The organism is Bradyrhizobium embrapense, assembly GCF_001189235.2.
GTDB lineage: Bacteria > Pseudomonadota > Alphaproteobacteria > Rhizobiales > Xanthobacteraceae > Bradyrhizobium > Bradyrhizobium embrapense.
The window spans coordinates 575,272-601,418 of the sequence record NZ_LFIP02000003.1 but is presented as its reverse complement, the minus strand read 5'-3'; the positions used below and the strand labels follow the sequence as shown (position 1 = coordinate 601,418).

Genomic DNA, 26,147 nt, shown 5'->3' with positions numbered 1-26,147 from the left:
CGAGGCGCGCCGTCAGACATCGTCGCGCGCGCCAGCCCGACTGGCAATTTCAGATATTTGCACAGAGTTGGACGAAGCTTTCACCCACCTTGCTGGACAAAGAAGATTCGTGTCGTCGCATGCCGGATGTTGCGTCAGCGACGAACAACGCGACACGAGCTTGCGCACAAGGCGCGCCGGCGGGGACGGATATTTCTTTTTGCCCGCTCGGGGCCGCGATGCATTTTCGCGCGCGCATCATGCGGATATCTAGCGGCAAGCATCATCGCAGATACAGCCGCCATGTCCCATCGTCAGCTTCACCTCAACGTCAATCTTCTGCATTCCGGCGTCTATGCGTCGGCCTGGCGGCTGCCCGACAGCGACCCGCGCGCCTGCTTCGACGTCGGCCACTACGTGCGCGTCGCGCAGATCGCGGAACGCGGCAAGCTCGATGCGATCTTCCTCGCCGACACGCCCGCCATCACCGACCGCATCGACTACCGCTCGTTCATGTCGCTGGAGCCGACCATCGTGCTGGCAAGCGTCGCGGCCGCAACCAGCCATATCGGGCTGATCGCGACGGCATCGACGACCTACAATGAGCCGTACAATATCGCGCGCCGTTTCGCGACGCTGGACCTGGCGAGCGGCGGCCGCGCCGGCTGGAATGCCGTGACCACGGCGGACGCCGCAGCCAGCCGCAACTTCGGCCTCCCGACCGTACTCGAGCACAAGGCGCGCTACGACCGCGCCAAGGAGTTCGCCGAAGTCGTCCATGCGTTGTGGGACAGCTGGCAAGACGATGCCTTCGTCGGCGACAAGGAGGCGGCGCGCTTCGTCGACACGACGAAGGTCCACCCGATCGGGCATCGCGGCACCCATTACAGCGTGGCCGGCCCACTCAACGTGCCGCGTTCGCCGCAGGGACGCCCCGTCACCGTTCAGGCCGGCGGATCCAGCGACGGCCGCGACCTCGCCGCCGCACAGGCCGAAGCGGTGTTCACGCTGGCACAAACCGTCGACGAAGGCGTCGCCTATGCGCGCGATCTGCGTGCCAGGGCTGCCGCATACGGCCGCGCCGGAAGCTCCATCGTGATTCTGCCGGGACTCGCGACGGTCATCGGCAGCACCGAAGCGGAAGCCAAGCGACGGCAAGACGAGCTCTGGGAATTGGTTCCGATCGAATACAGCCTTGCGCGACTGGCCGGCACATTGCAGGTCGACCCGACAGTTCTCGATCTCGACAAGCCCCTGCCCGATCCGCTGCCGCTTCCGGCCAACGCCAACCACACCATGTTCCAGGGAACGGTGAACATCGCGCGCCGCGGCAATCTCACGGTCCGTCAGTTGCTGCGCGCGCTCGGTGGCGGTGTCGGCCACCGGATCATCGTCGGCACGCCCGAGCAGATCGCCGACGACATCGAAGCCTGGTTCAAGGCTGGCGCGGCCGACGGCTTCAACCTGATGCCGGACGTATTGCCCACTGGCTTGGAGGTGTTTGTCGACACCGTGGTGCCGATCCTGCAGCAACGGGCGCTGTTCCGGCGCGATTACGCGGGGGCCACCCTGCGCGAGCATTTTGGGTTGCCGCGGCCGGTGAGCCGTTTTGCGCGACAACCGCCGACCGCCACGAGCGCCTGACTCATCAGCGCGCGCCGGCCGGACGTGACAGCCTGTCGGCGGCGGGTGCCTGTGCACGAACGCGTGGAATGATCTCCTTGGCAAAGCGCTCCATCTCGGCCTCGAACGGCTGGAATTGCAACATGAAGAGCTCGATGCCGGCGGCCTGGAAAGCCTGGATGCGAGCCGCCACCTCGTCATAGCTCCCGACCAAGCCCGCGGCCGTCCCGCCATTGCTGCCAACCCGCGCAGATTTCTGCATGGTCTGCATCATCACGACCTTGGGATCGGTGTTCTGCTTCTGGATCGCCTTGATCGGCGCATCCTTTCTGGAGAGATCGAGCAGCCGCTCGTAAGCCACCTCCGCCTCGGCCCGGGTCGGGCGCGCAATCACGAAAGCGGAGAGCCCGAAGCGAAGCGGAGCCGTGGCCCGCGGCCGCGCGGCCACGTCGGCAATCAGGCCGGCGACGTCGTCAAGCGGCTGTCCATTGATGAACCAGACATCGCCGTGATCGGCGACCAGGGCACGCGCAGGCTCGGATTCGCCCCCGACATAGATCAACGGTCGCGGCCGATAGAGGCTGCCCGGCCGCAACACGTAGTCCCTGATATCGAAATGCTCACCCTTGTAGGTCAGCCGCTCGCCCTGCATCAGACGCGACACCACGTTGATCCACTCCCGGCCGTAGGCGTAGCGGGCGTCATGCTCCGCGAAGCCGATGCCGGCCTTGTCGAGCTCGGGCCGGTTCCAGGCATTGACCAGATTGATCGCGAAGCGGCCGCGGCTGATGTTCTCGATCCCGAGCGCAAGCTTCGCCAGCACCACCGGATGATAGAGGTAGGGCTTGATGGCGGCGATGATCTCGATCCGGCTGGTCAGCGCGGCAAGTGCGGCGGCGGCGCTCCAGGCTTCGAGCTGATCAAGATCCTCCTGATGGGGATTGATGGTGTGCTGTGCGATGAGCGTGGAATCGTAGCCGAGGGCCTCGGCCGCGATCACGAGGTCGCGATTGCGCTCCCATGATGCATCATAGGGCTCCTCGGGATCCTGATAGGCAGCGCGCGAGCCGTGCACCAGCGCCCAGATGCCGAAGCGAAGTGGTCGTATCGTCATTGGCGATCTCCGAATTGCGCCTTGTTGCTCCGCTTTTCACCAAGACGCGGCCAGAGATCAAGCAACGTCACATCAAAAGATTTTCCTTGCCGCGCCACCCGCGCAGACAAATCAGAAAACTCCAAACCTCACGACAATTGAAATACCGCTCTATTTCTGTTGGCGAAAAATCGTGGGACAGTTTGCGGCATCTTAACGATGCCGGTTCGACCACAATCGAATGCGCAACAGAGCAAGATCATCATTCCAGGCCGAGATCCATGAACAAGCCCGTATCCGCCAGCTCCCTGCAGCCGTCCGATCGCCTGGATAGCCAATCCCCCGACATCGATGCGCTGCTGAGCCGTATCGCCGAGGCGGCAGGTCAGCGCGAGCGCGAACGTATCCTGCCATTCGCCGAGGTCGATCTCATTCGCAATGCGCGTCTCGGCGCATTGCGGCTTCCGGTGGATGTCGGCGGCGCGGGCGCGTCGATCCGCACGCTGTTCGAACTCGTGATCCGGCTCGGCGCCGCCGACGCCAACGTCGCGCATATCCTGCGCAACCATTTCAGCGTGGTCGAACGGCTGGTGCGTCGTCCCCAGGACGAACAGCACCGGCAATGGCAGAAGGCCGTCGCCGACGGCGCGATCATCGGGCTCGCAGCCACCGAACTCGATACCCCGAAAGTCGGCAATGTCACGCCGAACACCACACTGACCGCCGATGGCGACGACTATCTGCTCAACGGCACCAAATACTACAGCACCGGCACGCTCTATTCGGACTATGTGCTGGTGCGCACGGCCGATACGGCCGGCGCCAATGCGGCGGTGCTGATCCCGGTCAACCGCGAGGGGATCGAGCTGATCGACGATTGGGACGGGCTCGGCCAGCGGCTGACCGCAACCGGCACCACGCACTTCCGCAACGTGCGCGTCAAGCGCCAGGAGGTGGTGTTCGACGCCCCTGACACCGGCTACGGCATTCCCTACGCCAACACATTCGCGCAACTGTTCCTGACCGCGATCAACGCCGGTATCGCGCGCGCGGTGTTGCAGGACGCAGCCGAATTGGTGCGGTCGCGCAAGCGCACGTTCTACTACGCGCCGAGCGAGGTCCCGGCGGACGACCCGTTGCTGCAGCAGACCGTCGGCCAGATCGCCAGCGGCGCATTTGCGGCCGAGACCGTCGTGCTCGCGGCGGCGGAGGCGCTCGACGCCGCCACCGATGCGTTCGACGCCGGCGATGCCGGTGCAGTCGACGCCGCGCACAGGGCCGCGTTGCTCTCGGCAAAAGCCAAGATCGTCGCCGATGAGCTCGCGATCCGCAGCGGCAGCCTGCTGTTCGATGTCGGCGGCGCGTCCGCCACCAAGAAGGCGACCAATTTCGACCGCCACTGGCGCAACGCGCGGACCCTGGCGTCGCACAACCCGAACACCTTCAAGGCCCGCTCGATCGGGCAATATGAGATCAGCGGCACGCCGCTACCCGCCAAGGGCTTCTTCTGATCGGAAGCGGATCCGGCGGCGGCAAAAGGGAGAGACCCGATGAGCAAGCCGGACATCCATTTGGTCGACGCGGATCACGAGATCGAGCTGCAGTTTCGGCTGGTGATGCGCCGCCTCGCCGGTGGCGTTTGCGTCATCACGGCGGGAAGCGGTGATGACATCACCGGGATGACTGTCACCTCGCTGACGTCGCTGAGCGCCTCGCCACCTCGGCTCCTGGTCAGCATCAACCGGCAGGCCTCCTCTTTTGAGCCGATCGCCCGCCACCGGCTATTCGGCGTCAACATCCTCGGCTCGGACCAGCAGGCGCTGGCGGAGCGGTTCAGCAACAGCCGCCTGAAAGGCAGACGGCGTTTCGACGGAACGGACTGGATCCCGGGTGCTTCCGGCGTCCCGCTGCTACAACATTCGCTGGCCACGGTCGAATGCCAGGTCGAGGAGATCATCGAACGGCACTCCCACGGCATCATCGTAGGTCGGCTGTCCAGCATGGACGTCTCGCACCGCCTGTCCGGCCTCACCTACTGGAACGGACGATATGTGCAGATCGATCACGAGGCCGACCTCGATCTGCTTGCTGAAGTCAGTATCCCGCTGGCCCACGTCCGCTAGGACAAGGAGAGGCACGCCATGAAGCGCGAAATGCCGCCACAGTCGCCACCATCGTCGGCCGGCGTTGCCGGCAGCCCGCCGGGCCGCTGGCAGCTCGACCGGATCGTTGCCGAACTGCGCGTCTCCAGGGAAGAGACCCACAGCATCAGGCGGGACGGCGATCCGCGCCGCGCCCCATCGCGCGATGCGCTGGAAGCGATCCTGGACGGCCTGACCGAGGCGCTGTTCCCGCGGCACTACGGCCAATCGGATCTCGACGGCGAGAACATCGACTATTTTGTCGGCAACACCTTGAGCATCGCGCTGGATTCGCTCAACGCGCAAATCCACCGCGCGGCGCTGTTCGTCGGCGACGAGCTCGAGCCGGGCTTCCAGCGCCATGACGCCGTCGAACTGACGCGCGCGTTCGCTGCGCAATTGCCGCAGGTGCGCGGGCTTCTCGTCAACGATCTGCGCGCGGCCTTCGTCGGCGATCCGGCGGCGCGAAATTTTCCTGAGATCCTGATCGGCTATCCCGGCATGACCGCGATCATCCACCACCGCCTCGCCCATCTGCTGTACCGGCTCGGGGCGCGGCTGGTGGCTCGCCTGATGGCGGAGATCGCGCATACCCGGACCGGCATCGATATTCATCCCGGCGCCAGCATCGGCGCGGGCTTCTTCATCGATCACGGCACCGGCGTCGTAATCGGGGAAACGGCGATCATCGGCGACAATGTCCGCATCTACCAGGCCGTCACGCTCGGCGCGCGCCATTTCCCGACCGACGACGAAGGCAGCCTGATCAAGGGCGACGCCCGTCATCCGATCGTCGCGGACGACGTGGTCATCTATGCCGGCGCCACCATCCTGGGCCGCATCACGATCGGCCGCGGTTCGACCGTCGGCGGCAATGTCTGGCTGACCAGGGATGTCCCGCCGAACAGCGTGGTGACCCAGGCCACCGCGCGGAACACGCCGGGCGGCGGCAACCCCTCCTCCTAACCAGCCGCCGGCTGCTTCCAGCGCATGAAATGCCGTTCGATCGCCTCGAGAACGGCATTGAAGGCCAGACCGATCACCGTGATTCCGAAAATGCCGAAATACATCTGTGGGATCAGGAAGCTGTACTGGCTGTTGATGATGAGATAGCCGAGGCCGGCCTTGGCGCCGACCATTTCGGACGCCACCAGCACCAGCATGGCCGATGCGCTGGCGAGGCGAATGCCGACGAAGATGGTTGGAAGCGCGGCCGGCAGGATCACCTTGCGGAACAGCTGCTGCGGCGTAGCGCCCATGGTCCGCGCCGACTTGATCAGCAGCGGATCGACCTGCTTCACCGCAGCAATGGTGTTGAGCAGCAGTGGCCAGGCGCAGCTGTAGATCACCATCGTGATCTTGGACAATTCGCCGATCCCGAGCAGCAGAATGAACACGGGCAGCAGCGCCAGCGGCGCCGTGTTACGGCAGATCTCGATGAACTGGTTCAGGAGATCGCCGAGCCGAGTGTACCAGCCGACGACGAGGCCGAGCGGGACAATCAAGACAACCGAGATCAGAAATCCGCTCAGGGCGCGCAGCAGGCTGGCGGAGACGTCGTCGTAGAGTTCGCCGGTTTGCGCAAGCTGCCAGCCGGCCGCGATCACCTCCGAGAATGGCGGCAAGAACACGGCATCGATCAGCCCGAGCCGCGGCACCGCCTCCCAGGCGGCCAGCAGAGCAATCAGCAGCAGCGAACGGCGACCCGCGGTGGCCAGCCGGCGAAGGGCGACGCGCATCCGAACTGCCGCCGATGCGTGGCGGTCCGCGCCGGTCTCGCGCCGGCCATAGCCGAGCTCCAGCAGGGTCAACATCTCCAGACTAGACATGCGCCTCCTCCTCCACCTCGCGACCGGCGCGCCGCGCGTCGCCCGACAACTGTCCCTGCTGGGCGTTCTGCACTTCCTCGCGCAGCAGGGTCCAGACCTCATGCCTGACGCGGCCGAACTCCGGCAGCGAACGCACATCCTCGGCCTCGCTGCGCAGCACGTCGGGGATTTCGATCACCTGCTTGATCCGGCCCGGGCGCGATGTCATCACCGCGACGCGCTGACCGAGCACGACCGCCTCGTCGATGGCATGGGTGATGAAGACGATGGTCTTGCCGGTGGCGCGCCAGATCCGCAGCAGCTCGCCCTGCAGCGTCTCACGCGTCTGTGCATCGAGCGCAGCGAACGGTTCGTCCATCAGCAGGACTTCCGGATCGTAGGCGAGGCTCCGCGCGATCGCGACGCGCTGCTTCATGCCGCCGGAAAGCTCGTGCGGATAGCGATCGGCAAAGCCGGACAGCCCGACCAGATCGAGGAAATGCCGCGCGACCTCGCGCCGCTGCCCGGCCTTCAGGCCGGCGATGTCGAGCCCAAACTCGACATTCTGCGCTGCGGTCCGCCAAGGAAACAGCGCGTATTGCTGGAACACGATGCCGCGATCTCGTCCCGGACCGCCGATCGGCCGGCCATCGAGCAAGATAAGGCCGCTGGTCGGCGCCGTCAGTCCGCCCAGCAGATCGAGCAAGGTCGATTTACCGCAGCCGCTCGGTCCGACGAGAGCGAGGAATTCGCCAGCACGCACATCGAGCGTGATGTCTTCCAGTGCAGTGAAGCAACCCGCCGGGCGGCCGCCTTCGCCCCGCGTGATGAATTCCTTGCGGACCTGCTCGAAGCGGATCTTGACCGGGCTCATCGCGCCTCCGCCGTCTTGCCGGGACGGAAATAGTTGAACTCATTCGTGTAGGTGTCGGACGCCCTGATCTGCCCCGGTTTGAACAGCCCGTCCTTCACGAGCCAATCGATCCACACCTGGATCTCGGCGTCTGAGATCACACCGCCTTTGCTCGCGACACCGGTGCTCTTCCAGTACTTGATCGTCGAGCCATCCTCGTTGCGCTTGCGTTCCGCGATGATCTTTTCGAACCGGGCCCGCACTTCTTCCGGCGGCGTGGCCTGTGCCCACTGGATCGCGCGCGAGATGCCTTCGACCAGCTTGCGCGACGCATTGGGATTGTCCCTGATGAACTTGTCCCGCAGCACATAGGCGCCGCCGGTGAACTGGCCGAACAGATCGATATCGTTGAACAGCGAATGGATGCCGCCCCGCTCCAGCGCCTTGTCGCGCAGCACGCCGCTGAGCGTACTCACCTCGACCTGCCCCTGGCGCAACGCCTGCTCACCCGTCACCGGCGGTATCGCCACCAACGTCACCTGCCTCGCCTCGCCGGCGCTGAGGCCGTTCCGCGCCAGATATTCGCGGAGCACGAATTCGAGGTGGGCGCCCAGCGTATTGACCGCAACCTTCTTGCCGATCAGGTCGCGCGCCGTCTTGATCGGGCTGTCGTCCTTGACGAAGTAGCCCTGATAGGTGTTGGCGTCGGAGCCGTAATAGCCGATCACCGCCTTGATCGGTGCCTTCGCCGCGATCAGCTTGAGGATTGCGCCATAGAACGCACCGCCGATATCGGTATCGCCGGTGACGACGGTCTGGATGTCCTGCGGCCCGCTGATGGTGTTGCCGACCCATTTCAGCTTCAGCGGCGCGAGATAGCCGAGGTCTTCGGCGAGCTCGGCGAACGTTACCTGACCGGCCCAACCCTGGTAGCGAATCTCGGTCTTTTCGAGCGGCGGCTCGGCAAGGACCGGGGCCGCCAGCCCGACTGCCACGGCGCCGGCCAGCACGAACCGCGCGGCGAAACGCCGGGCGCGCAGGATTCGGATCAATGCATTCATGTTCGCAACTCCCTCGATCCGGCTAGATCATGCCGCCTTCGCGGCCTGCTGCTTCGGCGCCTTGATGCGCGTCACGCTGTGGCGACCGTCGATCGATACCGGAACTTCGCCGTCGATCGTGGCACGGCGCACCACGCGGTGCTGATCACCATAGTCGTTGACCGCATAGTGCTGGGTCGCGCGATTATCCCAGATCGCGACGTCGCTGGCCTTCCAGCTCCAGCGCACCGTGTTCTCCGGCGCCGTGATATGCGACTGGAACAGGTCGAACAGCTTCTGGCCGTCGTATTTCGGCAGACCGACGAAGCGCTGCACGAAATTGCCGAGCACCAGCGTCCGCTCACCGGTCTCGGGGTGAACGCGCACGACGGGATGATCGGTCTCGTAAATCGTGCCGGTGAACACTTCATCGAAATGCTTGCGGTCGGCCTCGCTTGCCCGCGCCTTGACGGCATAGTCATAGGCGTTGCTGTGCACGGCCCAAAGCTCGTCGGCGAGCCGCTGCAGCGGCGCCGGCAGGTCGAGATACGCCGCGGCCGTATTCGACCAGATGGTGTCGCCGCCATAGGGCGGAATCACCACCCCGCGCAGCACCGAGATCTTCGGATAGGCATCGACGAACGTCACGTCGGTGTGCCATTGGTCGGCTCGGCCGCCGCCGCGTCCCGAATCCAGCTCCAGGATCGACGACGTCCCCTTGATCGCGCCGACCGTCGGATGCGGCACCAGTCTGCCGAGCCGCACCGCAAAGCGTTCCTGCTCGGAATCGTCGAGATGCTGCTGGTCGCGGAAGAAGATCACCTTGTGCTCGAGCAGCACCTGGTTGATGGCGCGGATAACTTCGTCGGACAGGTCACCCGACAGCCGGACATTTCGGATCTCTGCTCCAAGCCGCGCCGCACGCTTGACGATATCAGCGCGCGGAATGACGTTATCGATGACAGTCGTGTTGCTCATGATCGTGCTCTCACCGCGATGCTCCAGACAAGGCTCCGCCATGCGCCGGTCGCGGTAACGACGGCGGAGACAAACAAACCGGCTCTGCAAACCTGCTTGATGGTGTGGCTCTACTCGGCCGCGACGTGCTCCGGTGGGCGCCAGACCGCCCGAGCATAAAGCTCGGCAGCAAAATCGTCGGCGATCGGTCCATTGATGCGCGCCTCGTGCGCCGCCAGATCGGCCAGGAACAGATCGCGACTGATCCGCGCCACGACAGCGGGAATGTCGCGCTTGAAGCTCGGGACATCGCCGACCGGCAGGCCGAAGCTGACGAAGGCTGCCGGGTTGAAGACATGGATATTCTTCAGGAACGGTGCGCGACCGGGCTCCCTCTCCAGATATTCATGGCCCGATCCCAGATAGGGATACGCCGCGAGAGTCTCATCCTTGTCCTGGTCACGCGGCGTGAAGCGGTCGCGCCACAGCAGGATCTCATCCGCAAAGTCGCGAAGCTCGGTCTGCGCGCCGAGATCCACGGCATATCCGGTACCGGCGATGGCAAAGTCGAAACCGAATTCGCCCTGCGGCGTCACCGCGACGGGACGCCCGCCCTCGAGCCGCACAGCTTGCCACGGCGCGCCGAGATGGAGATGGAAATTGGGAAACGCGACGGCGCGCGAGATCGCATCTGGCGGCGGGGTCGAACCTGCTTCGCGGAAGCGGATCGCCTGCTGCCAGCGCAGGGCATCCGGCAAAGCCCCGTAATTGTCGTAGGCGCCCGGATAGCCGCGGATCCGGATCACCGGAAGCGAGGCCAGCGTCTCGCGCCGCGCATAGAGGTGGACGTCGCGCGCTCCGGCTTCCAGCGCGACGGCAGCGGCATCGAACGCCGACGCGGCGCTTCCAATCACCGCCACCGATCGGCCTCGGAGCGACCTGAAGTCGATCCTCTCGGAGGTATGAGCATGAATGTGTTTCGGCAGATCGCGCAGCGCATCAGGAATGACGGCGCCGCCACTTCCTGCAAAGCCGGTCGCAAGCACAAGTTTTCGCGCAGTCTCGACCGTGATGCGACCGCCCTGCTTCAGATGCAGCCGCAGATGCTCCCCCGCCGGCTCAATCCGGACCAGCCGCGTCGCGTAACGAACCGCTACACCGGTGACCCTGCGGTACCAATCGAGATAGGCCGCCCAATCGAACCGCAGAATGCGGTCGAGCGCATCATAGGCGGCTGCACCGTAGCGCGCCTCATACCACGCCTGGAACCCGAGACCGGCCAGACCAAGCTCCGGACCCGGCAGGGACTTCGGCGTCCGAAGCTTGTGCATGCGTGCACTCGTCAGCCACACGCCCGACTCAGCCACGCCGGCCGCAGCATCGATCACCGAGACCTTGCCGATCCCTGCCCGCCGAAGCGCGAACGCAAACGCCGAGCCGGATTGTCCACCGCCGACGACGACCACATTATGATCGATCCCGTCCAGATCGGGCACCCAGTTTTGCGGATCGGGTCCGATCAGGCGCAAGGCCTCACGAGCAACACTGTCGGGGTCGGACTGCGGCATGACGATCGGCCTCGCTTTGACAATGCAAATCGTAAAAGCGATCGATCGCCAGTCAATGAAACGAAACCAGCTTTGTTTTCCGCGGCGAGCAATGATCGCTTCGCGGCCGACGCAGCCGTTGAAATATTTGCGACGATCGTCGCTTTCTCCGCCGTTTCAGCGCGCAAGACCGGAACAGCTGGAGCGCCCGACACGCAAGAACGGCACGAACGAGCCGCTGATTTCTTCGTGACGGAGGCACTCGTCTATGATCGTCGATCAACTCACAAGCTTCATGCTGGCATTCGACGCAACAATGCAAGTTCATTTCATCGACAGGCTTGCGATCACCGACGTAGAGTCCGAACGTCGCTAGCACGCCGAAGTGCACATAGCGTTGCCATCATGAACGATAGGACACGCCGCAGATGAGTGGTGTCATCAGCCTCGAACACGATACGCCTGAGCTGGCTCGCTCCTATGACGAGGCGGGGCTGGTTCAGTTCCGTCACGGCAAGTTCCTGATCGGACCATTGGCGATCAGGACCGGCGAGCATGTGCTCGATATCGGGACGGGCACCGGCCGGCTTGCCGAATTCGTCGCCGGCCTGGTCGGACCGAATGGGCGGGTGATCGGCATCGATCCGCTCCCCGGCCGCATCGAGATCGCGCGACTTCGGCAGTCGGATCATCTGCAATTCCACACCGGCCGGGCCGAAGACCTCGCAGGCTTCGACGACGGCCAGTTCGATGCGGTCTATCTCAACAGCGTCTTCCATTGGATTGCCGACAAGCGCGGCGCCTTGCAGGAAATCCATCGTGTGCTCAAGCCCGGCGGCCGCCTCGGGCTCAACGTGCAGGACCCGTCCCGTCCGCATCAGTCCCGCGTGCTGCTGCGCCAGGCCATCGCCGAGGCCCGGTTCGCCGATCATCGCCAGGATTCCAATCCGGTGCTCGGTCTGACCGACGATGGACTCAGATCGCTGTTCGCCGCCGCCGGCTTTGCCGGCTACCGCAGCGAGCTGCGCACGCTGACCGAGGTGCATGAGAACGTCAATTCGCTGCTCCGATGGTCGGAAGCCAGCGCCTTCGGCAACTTCCTCGAGGCGTTCTCAGCGTCTGAACGCGAACAGATCCGCGGCGTGTTTGCCCGCCTCGTCGAAACGAAACGAACACCGGAAGGGCTACCTCTGGAGCGCTACCTGCGTTTCGCGTTTGCACACAAGCCGTCAACCGGCAACTGACCACCCCAACATTCCGCGAGCCGCAGGCATGAGCGATCGACAGCTGTCTCTCAATCTCTTTATTTACCCGGGTGGCCATCACGAGGCGGCCTGGCGCTACAAGGGCTCCGCCGCGGAGCGGATCCTCGACGTCACCTACTACCAGGAGCTGGCGCAGAAGGCCGAGGCGCACAAGTTCGACGCTATCTTCTTTGCCGATGGGCCGGCGCTCGCCGATAACGTTCGCTACGCGCAGCGCTTCCGCTTCGAGCCGATCACCTGGCTGGCCGCCATCGCGGTCGCGACCCGACGCATCGGCCTGATCGCAACCGCGTCGACGACCTACACCGAGCCTTACAACCTCGCGCGTCTGTTCGCCTCGCTCGATCATCTCAGCGGCGGCCGGGCCGGCTGGAACATCGTGACGACGAGCACGGCGCAGGCGGCACAGAACTTCGGCCTGCCCGAGCATCCTCCGCATCATGAACGCTACGAGCGGGCGCGCGAGTATCTCGATGTCATCACCAAACTGTGGGACAGCTGGGAAGACGACGCACTGATCAACGATCCCGTCGCCGGCGTCTTCGCCGACACTGACAAGATCCACGCCATCAACCACGCCGGTAAGCACTTTCGCGTCCGCGGCCCGCTCAATATCTCGCGGACACCGCAGGGACGGCCGGTCTATGTGCAGGCTGGCTCGTCCGACGATGGCCGCGCCTTTGCCGCACGCTTTGCCGAAGCTATTTTCACGGCACATCAGACCCTGGCGAGCGCCCAGGAGTTCTACGCCGATATCAAGCGACAAGCCCGTGCCTACGATCGCAGTCCCGATCAGATCAAGGTCCTCCCGGGCATCAGTCCCTTCATCGCCAGTACGCAAACTGAGGCGGATCGGCTGCAGGACGAGTTCAATGAACTGATCCAGCCGGAATATTCGCTGACCCAGCTTCGCCAGATGATCGGGCTCGATCTGTCCGGGTTCGACCTCGACGGCCGGTTCCCGCGCCATCTGATCGACACCAGCGCTGCGCGCGGCGTGGCCAGCCGCTTCAAGCTGGTGGTCGACATCGTCGATCGCGAGAAGCCGACGATCCGCCAACTTGTCCAGCGCCTGGCCGGCGCCCGTGGCCACTGGGTGATTGCAGGCCCGCCGGAGAAGATCGCCGACAACATCCAGACCTGGTTCGAGAACGGCGCCGCCGACGGCTTCAACGTCATGCCGCCCTGGCTGCCCGGTGGCTTCGACGTGTTTGCCGAACAGGTCGTCCCGATCCTGCGCAGGCGGGGCCTGTTCCGCGACGACTACGCCGGCACGACACTGCGCGACCATTATGGCCTGCACCGGCCGCCAAGCGCCTTCTCCAGCACCATCCAAGCGATCGCGTGATCGGCTGACGTTCGCCAATCGGAGAGAATCGGCGCACGCGACGCGTTTAGCCGTCGACCGCGACCGCTGCATCGGATCTCCAGTTGGATTTCGTCCTGTCGGAATTGGGCGATAGTGGTTTCGGGCTGCCCGGAAGGATGACGCCTCGCGGGTCGAGCCGCTGGAAACGCAACCGCCTTTACTGCGCGGCGGACTTACGGCAATTGCTTCAATCTTCCGCATAGCGCTCCCGATAGGGCTCCGATTCACGTCGTCCTGGCGCTGGTTATGATTCTCGTGCCGGAGGCCCGGCAAAGACGTCACGGATCGGACGAGGCCACGAGAATGGTGTAGACCTGACTTCGCGCGCGTCTCGATCGTCGTCCCAAACCACGTCCTCCGTGATGATGGCGAAGGTCGGCCCGTCTGGCCACCGCGCGGAAACATGACGGCAAGGAGATTGCGTATGAGCGAGACGGACCGCCCGAGCCATTCGCGAGACGACGAGAGCTTTCTCAGGCACTCGTTCGCGGTTGCGCGCCGTGCGATCGGCAATGGCAATCACCCCTTCGGAGCCGTCCTCGTCGATCGCGATGGCAACGTCCTGCTCGAGGTGGAGAATGGCTTCATGCCGTCGCGCGACGGCACGGCCCATGCCGAGCGAATGCTGTCGACCCTCGCATGCACGACGTTGCCCGCGGCTGTCCGGGCGCGCGCGACGCTGTACTCATCCGCCGAGCCTTGTGCCATGTGCGCCGGCGCGATTTACTGGGCGGGCATCGGCCGCGTGGTCTACGGACTGAGCGAGCAACGCCTGCGCGAACTGACTGGCAATCACCCCGACAATCCGACGCTCGATCTGCCCTGTCGCAACGTATTCGACAGCGGTCAACGCAAGACCGAGGTCGTCGGTCCGTTGCTTGAGGACGAAGCCGCGATCGTGCACGAGGGCATCTGGACCCGATAGTCGCGCAACGATCCCGCCGGCCGGCATCCCGCCGTGCAGGAAAGGGGGAAAGTGGCGCCGCGGTGTGTCGCGGCGCCACGAGGCGATCCACCCGTGGAACGGGTCGGGTGGATCAGAATTTCACCGAGATGCCGGAATAGAGCGATTCCTCGGTGCAGGAATGGTTGCTGACGCCCGGGGCGACGTTACAGACGGTGCTCTTGGCGTGGTCGAGGCCGAACTTGTTCTGCCAGTAGCGGTAGGCGACCCAGACATCCACGAAGTGGGAATACTTCGGACCCCAGAACGCCTTGCTCGCGTCGAAGGTCAGACGGATCGGCTCGGAGTTGAGCTCCACCGCCGTGTTGACGTTGGTGACCGGATTGAACGCCATCGGCTCGTTCTCGGTGCCCTTCTTGCCGTACCAGCCGGCGCGGCCGCTGATCGAGAAGTACTGCATGTTCTCGGGCAGGAAGCCGAGATCCATGTAGTAGTTCACTTCGACGGCCCAGGTCGGCTTGAACTTGGTATTGCCGTCGGTCAGGCAGGTCACGCCGGGCACGCCGGGGCCAAACAGACCGCACTGGTCGAACGCGTTATGATTGGCGAACTCGTAATACATCAACGGCGACACGTTGATGTAACCCTTGTAGGGAAGGTTGAACTCGAACTGCAGACCGGCGACGACGTCGCGCTTGGCGGGCGCGAGGAAGTTGTTCTCGGTGTTGGCGTCCATGCCGACTTCGAACGAGATGTTGTTCAGCGGCCCCATGCTGAACGCCTTGGTGTTGAAGATCTGATTCCAGCCGAAGGTCGAACGGAACAGGCCATAAATCTCGGTGGCGCCGGCGCAGGTCGCCGGAGCTCCGGTGATGGTCACACCGACATTCGAACACGGCGATGCCGGGTCGTTGTGGTCCGACTTGTACATCGAGATAGTGAAGAAGTTCTGGCCGTAGGCCCAGATGTCGAAGTGCGTGAACGAATAGACCTGCTTGGCGGTCTTTCCATTGATGCTGCCGTCAGGACGGACGGAAAATACACCGGGATCGGTGCCGGAGAAAATGTAGGAGTAGGTCACGCGATCATCAATGACCAAGAAAAACGGCAGGTCGGCGGGCGGCTTGGGCGCCTTGACCGGCAGGTCAGCGGCGCTCGCGAGATTGGCGGCCGGTACCAACCCCAAAGCCAGTATAGCGGCCGACAGAATTCGGCGAATGTTGAACATCGTGAAAGACCCCCAGAGTGAAGCGCAAGGAGTTCATGCTTCCACGAGAGCGTTGCGCAGCTTCGGGGCGAACGGGAAGCCTGAAGTTTTTCCACGTGCTGACGCGTGTTTGATCAACAGCCTCCGCGAGATCGGCGCAGCCTGACGGATTTTAGGCGGGTTGATGGCCGCCGGATCTGCTGTCAATCGCACCCGGAAATTTCATATTGTGCCCATCATTGCTTGATTATCGCGACATTTCCGCGCACCGCGGAAAGCGTGGCATGCGCGCGCAAAGTCCGTCGGAAGCGCGCAACGGCGCCCTGCTCAACTTCGCGTCATCGTTGACTGCCCCCAATTCGAATTGGGTCGACAGTCGCATTTTTGCAACATTTCTCTCCTGGGTGAGCGAGGCCGAAGGCTCCGTAGATTTGCGGAAATGGCTCAGTTTTGCCGAATGCTTGAGCAGGCAGTGGCGCTTTTTCCCTACTTACGCGTGCGTCGAAACTGGCCCACTATTGCGGCCTGCTCTCCTCACGCATGCGATATCCCGGGATGCTAGCAACGACATCTGCCGCGCAGCACACAGATGCGACGCCGCTTCTGCAGACGATCGGCCTCACCAAGCGCTACGGTTCGTTTCTCGCCAACGACAAGATCGATCTCGATATTCGGCCGCAAGAGATCCATGCATTGCTCGGCGAGAACGGCGCCGGAAAATCCACTCTGGTCAAGATGATCTACGGCCTGATCCAGCCGAGCGAGGGCGATATCCGCTGGCAGGGCAGAACGATCGTACTGTCCGGACCATCGGATGCGCGCGCACACGGCATCGGCATGGTGTTCCAGCATTTCTCGCTGTTCGACAATCTGACGGTCGCCGAGAACGTTGCGCTCGGCCTCGACGGCAAGGAGCCGTTCAAGGATATGTCGGCGCGCCTCGAGCAGGTGTCCCGAACATACGGTCTGCCGCTCGATCCGAGGCGCGAGGTCTGGCAACTCTCGGTCGGCGAACGGCAACGCATCGAGATCGTGCGCGCGCTGATGCAGAATCCGCAATTTCTGATCCTCGACGAGCCAACCGCCGTGCTGACACCACAGGAGGCCGACCAGCTCTTCGTCGTACTCGATCGCCTCAGGGCCGAAGGCCGCGCGATTCTCTACATCAGCCACAAGCTGGAAGAGGTGAAGCGGCTCTGCGACACCGCAACGATCCTGCGCGGCGGGCGCAAGGTTGAAACCTGCAATCCCAAGGCCGAAACCGCGGCATCGCTAGCGCGCATGATGGTCGGCGGCGAGATCATGGAAGTGAAGGCGGCGGCGAGCCGCCAGATCACCCTGCCCCGTCTGCTGGTCAACGATCTCAGCCTCGCGCCCGACGATCCGCACGGCGTACGGCTCGAGCATATCTCGTTCGAGCTCCGCGGTGGTGAAATTCTAGGCATCGCCGGTGTCGCCGGTAACGGGCAGGACGAGTTGTTCGCCGCCCTTTCCGGCGAGCGGCCGGCGAAAGACCCCGGCACGATCGTGATCGACGGACAGGCGGCGGGACACCTGTCGATCACCAGGCGCCGCAAGCTGGGCGCGGCCTTCATCCCGGAGGAACGGCTCGGTCACGGAACGGCGCCGCGCATGCGGCTCTCGGAAAATGCCCTCCTCACCGGCCACGCCATCGGCAACATGGTGCTTCATGGCTTCGTGAACACCGCCGCGACCTTGAAGACCGTCGACCGCACGACCGAGACTTTCGACGTGCGCAAGGCCAAGCGCGATCCGGAAGCGGCGAGCCTGTCGGGCGGCAACCTGCAGAAATTCATCGTCGGTCGCGAAATTTTGCGCGATCCGGTGGTGCTCGTCGTCAACCAGCCCACCTGGGGCGTCGATGCCGGCGCGGCCGCCGTGATCCGGCAGGCGCTGCTTGATCTCGCCGCGCGGGGCGCTGCCGTGCTGGTCACGAGCCAGGACCTCGACGAGCTCGCCGAGATCGCCGACCGGATCGCGGTCATGTTCCATGGCCGCCTGTCGGCCCCGGTGCCGACCGCGGAGACCAGCCGTGAACGACTGGGCCTGTTGATGGGCGGCAGCAGCATTGAAGCGCCGGAGGCACCCCATGCGGCTCGTGCTTGAGAAGCGGGCCGAGCGCTCGACCATAATCGCGCTGATCTCGCCGCTGATCGCGATCGGGCTGACCATCGTCACCTTGTGCATTCTGTTCGCGATACTCGGCAAGAACCCGATTTCCGCGCTCGCCGTCTACTTCATCGATCCTCTCACCGACGGCTACTCCCTGCAGGAAATCGCGGTCAAGGCAACGCCGCTGGTCATGATCGCGATCGGCCTGTCGTTGTGCTACCTCGCCAACGCCTGGAATATCGGCGCCGAGGGCCAGTTCCTGATCGGCGCGGTCGCCGGAAGCTGGCTCGCGGTGAAGACCCAGGGCACCGATGCCGGCCACTGGGTATTGCCGGCGATGCTCGCGCTCGGTGCGATCGCGGGCGCGCTCTACGCGCTAATTCCCGCGATCTGCAAGGTACGGTTCGGTGCCAGCGAAATCCTAACGTCGCTGATGCTGGTCTATGTCGCCGATCTCCTCCTCGACTATCTCGTGCGCGGACCGTGGCGCGACCCGCAAGGCTTCAACTTCCCGACCACGGCCGAGTTCGATCCGGTGGCGACCGTGCCGACGCTGATCGAAGGCGGCCGGCTGCATCTCGGCTCGATCGTCGCACTGCTCGTGGTGGCCGCCGGCGCGGTGCTGCTCGGCAGGACCATCAAGGGCTTCGAGATCCGCGTCGTCGGGGCCGCACCGCGAGCCGCGCGGTTCGGCGGGTTCAACGCCAACCAGCTGGTGCTGCTGACCTTTGCTATCTCCGGCGCACTGGCCGGACTCGCCGGCATCATCGAGGTGGCCGGCCCGGTCGGCCACCTGCAGCCCGGCATTTCGCCAGGCTACGGCTTTACCGCGATCATCGTCGCCTTCCTCGGCCGACTGAATCCAATTGGAATACTAATTGCAGGACTTTTCCTCGCATTGACCTTTATCGGCGGCGAGCAGGCCCAGATCGCGATGAAAATCCCGTTGGACGTCACCAAGGTGTTTCAGGGCATCCTGCTGTTCTACGTGCTCGCCTGCGATTCCCTGATCCTCTACCGCTTTCGGCTCATTTCCACATCACCAAAGGTGCAAAGTGGAGCTCGTTGAGGCGATCATCCTGTCGGTGCTGGCGGCCTCCACGCCGCTGTTGCTCGCGGCCACCGGCGAACTCGTGACCGAGCGCTCGGGCGTGCTCAACCTCGGCGTCGAAGGCATGATGATCGTCGGCGCCGCCTGCGGCTTCGGCGCCGCCTGGCTGTCCGGTTCGATCATCTTCGGCGCATTCTGCGGGGTCGTCGCCGGCATCCTGATGTCATTGATCTTTGCCCTGATGGCGCTCGGGCTCGCAGTCAATCAGGTCGCGACGGGCCTTGCGCTGACCATCCTCGGAATCGGATTGTCCGGCCTGATCGGCGCCGGCTTCGTTGGCGAACGCATCACGCCTGCGCCGCATCTCTACATCCCCGGCCTCACCGACATTCCGCTCGCGGGACGAATCCTGTTCGGAGAGGACGCCTTTGTCTATCTTTCGATCGCCCTGGTGGTCGGCGTCTGGTGGTTCCTGTACCGGACCCGGGCCGGGTTGATCCTGCGCGCCTGCGGCGACAACCACGTCTCCGCCCATGCGCTGGGTTATCCGGTGCTGCGGATCCGGCTCTACGCGGTCATGTTCGGAGGCGCATGCGCCGGGCTTGCCGGAGCCTATCTGCCGCTCGCCTACACGCCCTTCTTCATTCCCGGGATGACGGCGGGACGCGGGTGGATCGCGCTGGCGCTGACAGTGTTCGCCAGCTGGCGGCCGGCCCGGCTGGTCGTCGGAGCCTACCTGTTTGGCGCCGTCACCATTCTTCAGCTGCACGCGCAAGGTGCCGGCATCGGAATTCCGTCGCAGTTCATGTCGTCGCTGCCCTATCTCGCGACCATCATCGTCCTGGTTCTGCTCTCTCGCGCACGCACCGGCGGCTCGACGGCGCCCGCTGCGCTCGGAACCGTATTCGTGCCGGACCGCTAACTCGATGTCGGTACGTGCCGCGATGGGGCGCCCACGTTCCGGACTATGGTTTCCCCGTTTGGAGATTGAGATGAAGAGAGCATTATTCGCGGCCGCAGCGCTTCTCATGGCCGGATGCATCAACGGCGGCGCTTGGGCCGCCGACAAGCTGAAGGTCGGCTTTATCTATCTCGGACCGGTCGGCGACCTCGGCTGGACCTATCAGCACGAACTGGCGCGGCAAGCCCTTGTGAAGGAGCTGGGCGACAAGATCGAAACCACGTTCCTCGAGAACGTTCCGGAAGGACCGGACGCTGAACGCGCGATCGAGCAGCTCGTGCGCGCCGGCAACAAGCTGATCTTCACCACCTCGTTCGGCTACATGGATCCGACGCTGAAGGTCGCGAAGAAGTATCCCAACGTCCATTTCGAGCATTGCTCCGGATACAAGCGCGACAAGAACATGTCGACCTATTCGGCGCGGTGGTACCAGGGCCGCTACATTCAGGGTCAGATCGCGGCCAAGATGTCGAAGGCCGGCGTGCTCGGCTACATCGGCTCGTTCCCGATTCCGGAAGTCGTGTCGGGCATCAACGCGACGATGCTGGGCGCCCAGACGGTCAACCCGAACATCAAGGTCAAGATTATCTGGGTGAACTCCTGGTTCGATCCGGGCAAGGAAGCTGACGCGGCCAAAGCACTGCTCGACCAGGGCGCCGATATGATCATGCAGCACACTGACAGCCCGGCAGCAATGCAGGTGGCGGGCGAACGCGGCAAGCTCGCGTTCGGCCAGGACTCCGAAATGATCAAATTTGGTCCCAAGGCGCAGCTCACCTCGATCCTCGACACCTGGGCGCCCTACTACATCGAGCGCGTCAAGGCTGAACTCGCCGGCACCTGGAAGTCCGAGGACACCTGGGGAGGCCTTGATACCAAGATGTTCGAGATGGCTCCCTACACCAACATGCCTGACGACGTGAAGAAGATGGCGGAGGACACCCAAGCGGCCATCACCGCCGGCAAGTCGCATCCATTCAAGTGTCCCGTCGTCGCGCAGGACGGCAAGGAAGTCGAATGCAAGGGCGGCGATCATCTCCAGGATGGCCAGATCCTCGGCATGAACTTCTACGTCAAGGGGATCGACGACAAGATCCCCGGGAAGTAAGGCTGCGACCGGCGAAAACAGGGCCCGGGCGATATAGCCCGGGCCATTGCCTTGACTCTATCCTGCACGCATCGCAAGCGCGGCAGCGCTGTGGCGGCGGATCAGGTCCCCGACATCGAGCCCGGGAATCGCTCCATCGATCACGACCCATCTGCCGCCGACCATCACACGATCGGCACGGTGCGCACCGCAGAGCACGAGCGCGGCGAGCGGGTCGCCGGAACCGGAAAAGCGCAGCTCATCAAGCTTGAACAGCGCGAGGTCAGCCGCCTTGCCGATCGCGATCTCGCCGAGTTCGAGGCGACCGACGCAGGCGGCCGAGCCCTTCGTCGCCCATCGCAATGCATCCCTGTGGCTGACCTTCGCGACGCCGTAGCGGGCGCGTTGCAGCAGGAATGCGGCGCGGACCTCCTGCATCAGGTTCGACCCGTCGTTCGACGCCGAGCCGTCAACGCCGAGGCCGATCGCCACCCCGGCCTCCTCCATCTCGCAGACAGGACAGCAACCTGAGGCCAGGATCTGGTTGCTGCAGGCACAATGGCTGACGCTGGTTCCGGCCGCAGCCAGCCGCCTCATCTCCACAGCGTCGAAGAAGATGCCGTGGGCCAGCCAGCTCCGGGCATTCAACCAGCCGCATTGCTCGAGGTAATCGAGCGGACGACAACCATACGTCTGCTGGCAAAACCTGTTCTCGTCCTCGGTCTCGGCAAGATGCGTGTGTAGCCGGACGTCGAGCTTGCCGGCGAGATCGGCGGTCGCGCGCATCAGCGACGTCGTTACCGAGAACGGCGAGCACGGCGCTAGCGCGATCTGCACCATCGCCTCCTCGCCGCGCTCGTGATGCTTCGACACCAGCCGCTCGCTGTCGGCAAGGATCGCATCTTCGTCCTGCACCACACTGTCCGGCGGCAATCCGCCGTCGCGCTGCGACAGGTTCATGGAGCCGCGCGTGAGCAGCACACGGATACCCAGCCGCCTCGCCACCGCGACCTCGATATCGATCGCCTCCTCGAGGCCGGCCGGAAACACGTAGTGATGATCGGTGGTCGTGGTGCAACCCGACAACAGCAGCTCGGACATCGCGACGCTGACGCCGAGCTCGAGCGATTGCGGGGTCAGTTGCGCCCACACCGGATAGAGCGCCTGCAGCCAGGGAAACAGCTCGCGATCCATCGCAGCAGGCAACGCCCTTGTCAGCGTCTGGTAGAAATGATGGTGAGTGTTGATCAGGCCGGGCAGCACGACATGGTTGCCCGCGTCGTAGACCGCGACATTCGCAGTCGACGGCTCCTGCCCGCGCCCCACGCATTCGACGACCTTGCCGCCCTGGACGACAACGCCGCGTTCGGCTCCGTCAGCCAGAACCGCGAGGGGATCCTTGATCCAGATCGGCTGCATTTGATCCGTCATTTTCGTCTCCCGGCGACCGCCCGCCGCTCGCCTGCAGGGACGTCCCGGGTCCCGCGGCACTTGGCGTTGCTCTTGCAAGACTTCTTAGTCAATGATGTCTCATGTTGAAAGCGTTGACGCATCCATGGACTTGAACACCGTTACCGAGGTCGTCCATCCGCTGTCGCGGACGCAACTGCCCGTTTGGACGGCAGGTGATGCCTGGCTCGCGGGCGGCACCTGGCTGTTCTCCGAACCCCAGGTGCATCTCACCCGCCTGATCGATCTCACCGACCTGAACTGGCCGGCGCTCACGATCGGCGACACACACCTCACCATTGCGGCGACCTGCACGGTCGCGCAGCTCGATGTCCTGGCCTGCTCGCCGGACTGGATGGCCGCACCGCTGATCAACCAGTGCTGCCGTGCCTTTCTCGCCTCGTTCAAGATCTGGAAGACCGCGACCGTCGGCGGCAACATCTGCATGTCGCTTCCGGCCGGACCGATGATTTCGCTGACCTCGGCACTGGATGGCGTTTGCACGATCTGGGCAGCCCGCGGCGGAGAGCGAACCATCCCGGTCATCGACTTCGTGACCGGCGATCATGCAAACGTGCTCGCGCCCGGCGACCTGCTGCGGCAGATCGATATCCCGATCGCCGCCCTGAAGCGGCGTTCGGCCTTCCGCCAGATTTCGCTGACGCCGGTCGGCCGCTCTGCCGCAGTTCTGATCGGCACTGTCGCGCATGACGGCGCCTTCACGCTGACCGTCACCGCCGCGACGATCCGGCCCGTACAAATGTCGTTTGCTGCCATTCCTCGTGCCGACGAACTGCGCGACACGATCCTGCGTCGCATTGCGGACGGCTTTTACCACGCCGACGTCCATGGCAGACCGCTGTGGCGCAAGCACATGACGCTGCGGCTTGCCGAAGAGATTCGCGACGAATTGCAGGCACGCCCATGACGTTCGAGGTCAACGGCAAGACGTTCTCGAATCCGCCGCGTCCCGGGCAATGCCTGCGCACATTCCTGCGTGAGCTCGGTCATCTCGGCGTCAAGAAGGGCTGCGATGCCGGGGACTGCGGCGCCTGTACCGTGCTGCTCGACGGCGACCCGGTCCACAGCTGCCTGATCCCGGCATTCCGCGCCGACGGTCACGCGGTGACCACCATCGAGGGCTTCGCCGGCGTGAACGGAACGCATCCGCTCCAGCGCGCGTTTCTCGATGCGCAAGGATTCCAATGCGGCTTCTGCACCGCCGGCATGATCCTGACCTGCGCTTCGCTGAACCAGGCGCAAAGGCAGGACCTGGATGCCGCGCTGAAGGGCAATATCTGCCGCTGTACCGGCTATCGTGTGATCCAGGATGCGCTCGACGGCAGGATCAATATCGAGGACGCGACGACCGGTACCGCCTTCGGCCGCAGCCTGCCGGCGCCCGCGGGTCCCCTCATCGTACGCGGTGCCGCGCCCTACACCTTCGATACGACGATCGACGGCTTGCGGCACATCAAGCTCCTGCGTTCTCCTCACGCCCACGCACGAATCATCGGGATCGACAAGACGGACGCCTTGAGGGTCGCTGGCGTCCACGCGGTGCTGACGCATGAAGATGCGCCTGACGGCCTGTTCTCGACCGCCCGACACGAGCGCGACTGGATGGATCCAGATGACACCAGGGTGCTCGACACGATCGTTCGCTTTGTCGGCCAGAAAGTCGCCGCCGTGGTTGCGGACAGCGAAGCCGCCGCAGAGGAAGCATGCCGCCGCCTCAAGGTCGACTACGAGATACTCCCCGCCGTGTTCGATCCGGCCGCGGCGATCGCCGACGGCGCCCCGCTGATTCACGGCGACAAGACGAGCATGCACCGCGTCGCCAACGCCGCGCGCAACATCGTCGCGGAAACGCATGGTGAATTTGGCGACGTCGCGCGCGGACTGGCAGAGGCGGCCGTCAGCTATGAAGGCACGTTCACCACCCAGCGCGTCCAGCATGCGGCACTGGAGACCCATGGCGGACTGGCGTGGCTTGACGCCTCTGGCATTCTCAACATTCGCTCCAGCACGCAGGTCCCATTCCTCACCCGCCGCGCGTTGGCCGGCCTTTTCAAGTTGCCGCCCGACAAGGTCCGGGTGTTCTGCGAGCGCGTCGGAGGCGGCTTTGGCGGCAAGCAGGAGATGCTGGTCGAGGACATCCTCGTGCTTGCCGCGCTTCGCACGGGGCGGCCAGTCAAGCTCGAACTCACGCGCGAGGAGCAGTTCGTTGCGACCTCGACGCGGCATCCGATGCGCGTCACCGTGAAGGCCGGGGCAGACAAGGATGGCAGACTGACCGCGCTGCAGCTCGACGTGCTCTCGAACACCGGCGCCTACGGCAATCATGCGGGGCCGGTGCTATTCCATGCAGTCAGCGAATCCATCAGCGTCTACAACTGTCCCAACAAGAAGGTCGACGCGATCGCCTGCTATACCAACACGTTGCCGGCGGGCGCCTTCCGTGGCTATGGACTGCCCCAGACGCTGATCGCCGTCGAGGCCGCGATTGACGAATTAGCCAGGCAGCTCGGCATCTCACCCTACGAAATGCGCCGTCGCAATATGGTGAAGCCAGGCGACCCCATGCTCTCGCCGCCTGGCTCCGAATATCACGATGTGAGATATGGTTCATATGGTCTCGACCAGTGTCTCGATCTGGTTGAGCGCGCAATGGCGGAGGAAATCCCCTCCCCGCAGCTCTCCACCGACTGGCTGATCGGCAATGGCATCGCACTGACCATGATCGACACCGTGCCGCCTGCCGGCCACGTCGCTGATTGCAGCATCAGGCTTTGCGACGACGAGCGCTTTGAGCTAACCGTCGGCACCGCCGAATTCGGCAACGGCACCAGCACGGTCCACCGCCAGATCGCGGCCACCGCGCTCGCCACGTCGGTCGATCGCATCCGCCTGAGGCAGTCCGACACCGCTCATGGCGGCCACGACACCGGCGCTTATGGCAGCGCCGGGATTTTCGTGGCCGGCAGCGCCACGCAAGCGGCCGCAGAAAACCTGGCGCGCGAACTGAAGGCGCTGGCAGGCCAGATGACCGGGAGTGATCCGGGCAGCTGGATCCTGGAAGCCGGTCACGCTGTCTGCGGCCAGCATCGACTGCCCTATGCCGAGCTTGCACGATCGGCACGCGCCGCTGGTCAGACCCTGCAAGCAAGCGGGACGTCGGCGGGCACGCCGCGTTCGGTTGCCTTCAACGTGCAAGGGTTTCGCGTCGCCGTGAACAAGGGCACCGGCGCGCTCAAAATCCTGAAGAGCGTACAGGCCGCGGACGCCGGCCGGGTCGCCAACCCGATGCAATGCCGCGGCCAGGTCGAGGGCGGCGTCGCGCAATCGCTCGGCGCAGCACTCTACGAGGAGCTGCTGATCGACGACGAAGGCCGCGTGATCAATCCGAAATTCCGGGATTATCACGTCCCCTCTTTCGCCGACGTGCCGCGCACCGAGGTCCATTTCGCCGACACCTCCGACAGCATCGGCCCGATGGGCGCTAAATCGATGAGCGAGAGCCCCTACAATCCCGTCGCCGCCGCGCTCGGCAACGCCATCGCCGACGCGACCGGCATCCGCTTTACCGACGTTCCCTTCAAGCCGGACCGGCTGTTTCCGGAACTGCTCAAGAAATTCGGCTAACGCATGATCCGGAAAGGTGCGAAGCGCTCTTCCGA

The 26,147-nt window shown here is 64.3% G+C and carries 22 protein-coding genes; 14 read left to right on the top strand and 8 right to left on the bottom strand.

Features of this window, described 5'->3' with window-relative positions:
• Positions 1-282 precede the first annotated feature (282 nt).
• The gene (locus tag AKN83_RS16835; RefSeq protein ID WP_050405200.1) at positions 283-1,623 is read left to right on the top strand and encodes an LLM class flavin-dependent oxidoreductase; all 1,341 of its coding nucleotides are present in this window, start codon (positions 283-285) and stop codon (positions 1,621-1,623) included.
• Between the two features lie 4 nt (positions 1,624-1,627).
• On the opposite strand, the gene AKN83_RS16830 is transcribed toward AKN83_RS16835, so the two are convergent.
• Positions 1,628-2,716, bottom strand: a complete 1,089-nt coding sequence (locus AKN83_RS16830) for an LLM class flavin-dependent oxidoreductase (protein WP_050405199.1) — start codon at positions 2,714-2,716, stop codon at positions 1,628-1,630.
• A 260-nt stretch (positions 2,717-2,976) separates the two neighbouring features.
• Here AKN83_RS16830 and AKN83_RS16825 point away from each other — a divergent pair, with 260 nt between their 5' ends.
• The 3 genes from AKN83_RS16825 to epsC are packed head-to-tail and all read left to right on the top strand — an operon-like array spanning position 2,977 to position 5,802.
• The gene (locus tag AKN83_RS16825) at positions 2,977-4,206 is read left to right on the top strand and encodes an acyl-CoA dehydrogenase family protein (RefSeq protein WP_050405198.1); all 1,230 of its coding nucleotides are present in this window, start codon (positions 2,977-2,979) and stop codon (positions 4,204-4,206) included.
• 39 nt (positions 4,207-4,245) lie between these two features.
• On the top strand, positions 4,246-4,818 hold the full coding sequence (locus AKN83_RS16820; protein ID WP_050405197.1) for a flavin reductase family protein: 573 nt from the start codon (positions 4,246-4,248) through the stop codon (positions 4,816-4,818).
• Positions 4,819-4,836: 18 nt separating this feature from the next.
• Positions 4,837-5,802 (top strand): serine O-acetyltransferase EpsC, encoded by a 966-nt coding sequence (gene epsC, locus AKN83_RS16815; RefSeq protein ID WP_083992092.1) that lies wholly within the window; start codon positions 4,837-4,839, stop codon positions 5,800-5,802.
• Here epsC and AKN83_RS16810 read toward each other — a convergent pair.
• From AKN83_RS16810 to AKN83_RS16790, 5 genes are all read right to left on the bottom strand, one after another.
• The gene (locus AKN83_RS16810; protein WP_172803562.1) at positions 5,799-6,665 is read right to left on the bottom strand and encodes an ABC transporter permease; all 867 of its coding nucleotides are present in this window, start codon (positions 6,663-6,665) and stop codon (positions 5,799-5,801) included. The two genes, epsC and AKN83_RS16810, sit on opposite strands and share 4 nt — an antisense overlap.
• Complete coding sequence (locus tag AKN83_RS16805; protein WP_050405195.1) at positions 6,658-7,518, bottom strand: ABC transporter ATP-binding protein; 861 nt, start codon at positions 7,516-7,518, stop codon at positions 6,658-6,660. Before AKN83_RS16805 ends, AKN83_RS16810 begins: the two co-directional genes overlap by 8 nt.
• Positions 7,515-8,558 (bottom strand): ABC transporter substrate-binding protein, encoded by a 1,044-nt coding sequence (locus tag AKN83_RS16800; RefSeq protein ID WP_050405194.1) that lies wholly within the window; start codon positions 8,556-8,558, stop codon positions 7,515-7,517. The genes AKN83_RS16805 and AKN83_RS16800 overlap by 4 nt, the downstream gene beginning before the upstream one ends.
• A gap of 27 nt (positions 8,559-8,585) precedes the next feature.
• Positions 8,586-9,515 (bottom strand): TauD/TfdA dioxygenase family protein, encoded by a 930-nt coding sequence (locus AKN83_RS16795; protein ID WP_050405329.1) that lies wholly within the window; start codon positions 9,513-9,515, stop codon positions 8,586-8,588.
• Between the two features lie 110 nt (positions 9,516-9,625).
• Positions 9,626-11,062 (bottom strand): FAD-dependent oxidoreductase, encoded by a 1,437-nt coding sequence (locus AKN83_RS16790; protein ID WP_050405193.1) that lies wholly within the window; start codon positions 11,060-11,062, stop codon positions 9,626-9,628.
• Between AKN83_RS16790 and AKN83_RS39705 the strand changes: the two genes are divergently transcribed.
• The 4 genes from AKN83_RS39705 to AKN83_RS16775 all read left to right on the top strand — a co-directional run bounded on the left by AKN83_RS39705 (position 11,061) and on the right by AKN83_RS16775 (position 14,600).
• Entirely contained in the window at positions 11,061-11,294 is a 234-nt protein-coding gene (locus AKN83_RS39705; RefSeq protein ID WP_157113423.1) for a hypothetical protein, read from the top strand. The genes AKN83_RS16790 and AKN83_RS39705 overlap by 2 nt on opposite strands.
• Positions 11,295-11,469: 175 nt before the next feature.
• Complete coding sequence (locus tag AKN83_RS16785) at positions 11,470-12,285, top strand: class I SAM-dependent methyltransferase (RefSeq protein WP_050405192.1); 816 nt, start codon at positions 11,470-11,472, stop codon at positions 12,283-12,285.
• 28 nt (positions 12,286-12,313) lie between these two features.
• Positions 12,314-13,654, top strand: coding sequence for an LLM class flavin-dependent oxidoreductase (locus AKN83_RS16780; protein WP_050405191.1), 1,341 nt, complete (start codon positions 12,314-12,316; stop codon positions 13,652-13,654).
• Positions 13,655-14,099: 445 nt separating this feature from the next.
• Positions 14,100-14,600 (top strand): nucleoside deaminase, encoded by a 501-nt coding sequence (locus AKN83_RS16775; protein WP_050405190.1) that lies wholly within the window; start codon positions 14,100-14,102, stop codon positions 14,598-14,600.
• 112 nt (positions 14,601-14,712) lie between these two features.
• On the opposite strand, the gene AKN83_RS16770 is transcribed toward AKN83_RS16775, so the two are convergent.
• Positions 14,713-15,807, bottom strand: a complete 1,095-nt coding sequence (locus tag AKN83_RS16770; RefSeq protein WP_050405189.1) for a hypothetical protein — start codon at positions 15,805-15,807, stop codon at positions 14,713-14,715.
• Between the two features lie 534 nt (positions 15,808-16,341).
• On the opposite strand from AKN83_RS16770, the gene AKN83_RS16765 reads away from it, so the two are divergent.
• The 4 genes from AKN83_RS16765 to AKN83_RS16750 all read left to right on the top strand — a co-directional run bounded on the left by AKN83_RS16765 (position 16,342) and on the right by AKN83_RS16750 (position 21,039).
• Complete coding sequence (locus AKN83_RS16765) at positions 16,342-17,913, top strand: ABC transporter ATP-binding protein (RefSeq protein WP_050405328.1); 1,572 nt, start codon at positions 16,342-16,344, stop codon at positions 17,911-17,913.
• Entirely contained in the window at positions 17,897-18,988 is a 1,092-nt protein-coding gene (locus tag AKN83_RS16760; protein ID WP_050405188.1) for an ABC transporter permease, read from the top strand. Before AKN83_RS16765 ends, AKN83_RS16760 begins: the two co-directional genes overlap by 17 nt.
• A complete protein-coding gene (locus AKN83_RS16755; protein ID WP_050405187.1) occupies positions 18,975-19,892 on the top strand; it encodes an ABC transporter permease in 918 nt (305 codons plus the stop codon). The genes AKN83_RS16760 and AKN83_RS16755 overlap by 14 nt, the downstream gene beginning before the upstream one ends.
• A gap of 70 nt (positions 19,893-19,962) precedes the next feature.
• Positions 19,963-21,039 (top strand): BMP family ABC transporter substrate-binding protein, encoded by a 1,077-nt coding sequence (locus AKN83_RS16750; protein ID WP_050405186.1) that lies wholly within the window; start codon positions 19,963-19,965, stop codon positions 21,037-21,039.
• Between the two features lie 57 nt (positions 21,040-21,096).
• Here AKN83_RS16750 and AKN83_RS16745 read toward each other — a convergent pair whose 3' ends face one another.
• Positions 21,097-22,449, bottom strand: coding sequence for an 8-oxoguanine deaminase (locus AKN83_RS16745; RefSeq protein WP_050405185.1), 1,353 nt, complete (start codon positions 22,447-22,449; stop codon positions 21,097-21,099).
• Between the two features lie 124 nt (positions 22,450-22,573).
• Between AKN83_RS16745 and AKN83_RS16740 the strand changes: the two genes are divergently transcribed.
• Positions 22,574-23,395 carry an FAD binding domain-containing protein gene (locus tag AKN83_RS16740; RefSeq protein ID WP_050405184.1) on the top strand — a complete coding sequence of 274 codons (822 nt, stop codon included), beginning with the start codon at positions 22,574-22,576 and terminating at the stop codon, positions 23,393-23,395.
• Positions 23,392-26,112, top strand: a complete 2,721-nt coding sequence (locus AKN83_RS16735; protein WP_050405183.1) for a molybdopterin-dependent oxidoreductase — start codon at positions 23,392-23,394, stop codon at positions 26,110-26,112. The genes AKN83_RS16740 and AKN83_RS16735 overlap by 4 nt, the downstream gene beginning before the upstream one ends.
• The last annotated feature ends 35 nt before the right edge of the window (positions 26,113-26,147 follow it).

What these genes read in the sequence shown, in the direction of transcription:
- AKN83_RS16835 (WP_050405200.1), top strand. Translation starts at nt 283, where the DNA reads ATGTCCCATCGTCAGCTTCACCTCAACGTCAATCTTCTGCATTCCGGC.
- AKN83_RS16830 (WP_050405199.1), bottom strand. Translation starts at nt 2,716, where the DNA reads ATGACGATACGACCACTTCGCTTCGGCATCTGGGCGCTGGTGCACGGC.
- AKN83_RS16825 (WP_050405198.1), top strand. Translation starts at nt 2,977, where the DNA reads ATGAACAAGCCCGTATCCGCCAGCTCCCTGCAGCCGTCCGATCGCCTG.
- AKN83_RS16820 (WP_050405197.1), top strand. Translation starts at nt 4,246, where the DNA reads ATGAGCAAGCCGGACATCCATTTGGTCGACGCGGATCACGAGATCGAG.
- epsC (WP_083992092.1), top strand. Translation starts at nt 4,837, where the DNA reads ATGAAGCGCGAAATGCCGCCACAGTCGCCACCATCGTCGGCCGGCGTT.
- AKN83_RS16810 (WP_172803562.1), bottom strand. Translation starts at nt 6,665, where the DNA reads ATGTCTAGTCTGGAGATGTTGACCCTGCTGGAGCTCGGCTATGGCCGG.
- AKN83_RS16805 (WP_050405195.1), bottom strand. Translation starts at nt 7,518, where the DNA reads ATGAGCCCGGTCAAGATCCGCTTCGAGCAGGTCCGCAAGGAATTCATC.
- AKN83_RS16800 (WP_050405194.1), bottom strand. Translation starts at nt 8,558, where the DNA reads ATGAATGCATTGATCCGAATCCTGCGCGCCCGGCGTTTCGCCGCGCGG.
- AKN83_RS16795 (WP_050405329.1), bottom strand. Translation starts at nt 9,515, where the DNA reads ATGAGCAACACGACTGTCATCGATAACGTCATTCCGCGCGCTGATATC.
- AKN83_RS39705 (WP_157113423.1), top strand. Translation starts at nt 11,061, where the DNA reads ATGACGATCGGCCTCGCTTTGACAATGCAAATCGTAAAAGCGATCGAT.
- AKN83_RS16790 (WP_050405193.1), bottom strand. Translation starts at nt 11,062, where the DNA reads ATGCCGCAGTCCGACCCCGACAGTGTTGCTCGTGAGGCCTTGCGCCTG.
- AKN83_RS16785 (WP_050405192.1), top strand. Translation starts at nt 11,470, where the DNA reads ATGAGTGGTGTCATCAGCCTCGAACACGATACGCCTGAGCTGGCTCGC.
- AKN83_RS16780 (WP_050405191.1), top strand. Translation starts at nt 12,314, where the DNA reads ATGAGCGATCGACAGCTGTCTCTCAATCTCTTTATTTACCCGGGTGGC.
- AKN83_RS16775 (WP_050405190.1), top strand. Translation starts at nt 14,100, where the DNA reads ATGAGCGAGACGGACCGCCCGAGCCATTCGCGAGACGACGAGAGCTTT.
- AKN83_RS16770 (WP_050405189.1), bottom strand. Translation starts at nt 15,807, where the DNA reads ATGTTCAACATTCGCCGAATTCTGTCGGCCGCTATACTGGCTTTGGGG.
- AKN83_RS16765 (WP_050405328.1), top strand. Translation starts at nt 16,342, where the DNA reads ATGCTAGCAACGACATCTGCCGCGCAGCACACAGATGCGACGCCGCTT.
- AKN83_RS16760 (WP_050405188.1), top strand. Translation starts at nt 17,897, where the DNA reads ATGCGGCTCGTGCTTGAGAAGCGGGCCGAGCGCTCGACCATAATCGCG.
- AKN83_RS16750 (WP_050405186.1), top strand. Translation starts at nt 19,963, where the DNA reads ATGAAGAGAGCATTATTCGCGGCCGCAGCGCTTCTCATGGCCGGATGC.
- AKN83_RS16745 (WP_050405185.1), bottom strand. Translation starts at nt 22,449, where the DNA reads ATGACGGATCAAATGCAGCCGATCTGGATCAAGGATCCCCTCGCGGTT.
- AKN83_RS16740 (WP_050405184.1), top strand. Translation starts at nt 22,574, where the DNA reads ATGGACTTGAACACCGTTACCGAGGTCGTCCATCCGCTGTCGCGGACG.
- AKN83_RS16735 (WP_050405183.1), top strand. Translation starts at nt 23,392, where the DNA reads ATGACGTTCGAGGTCAACGGCAAGACGTTCTCGAATCCGCCGCGTCCC.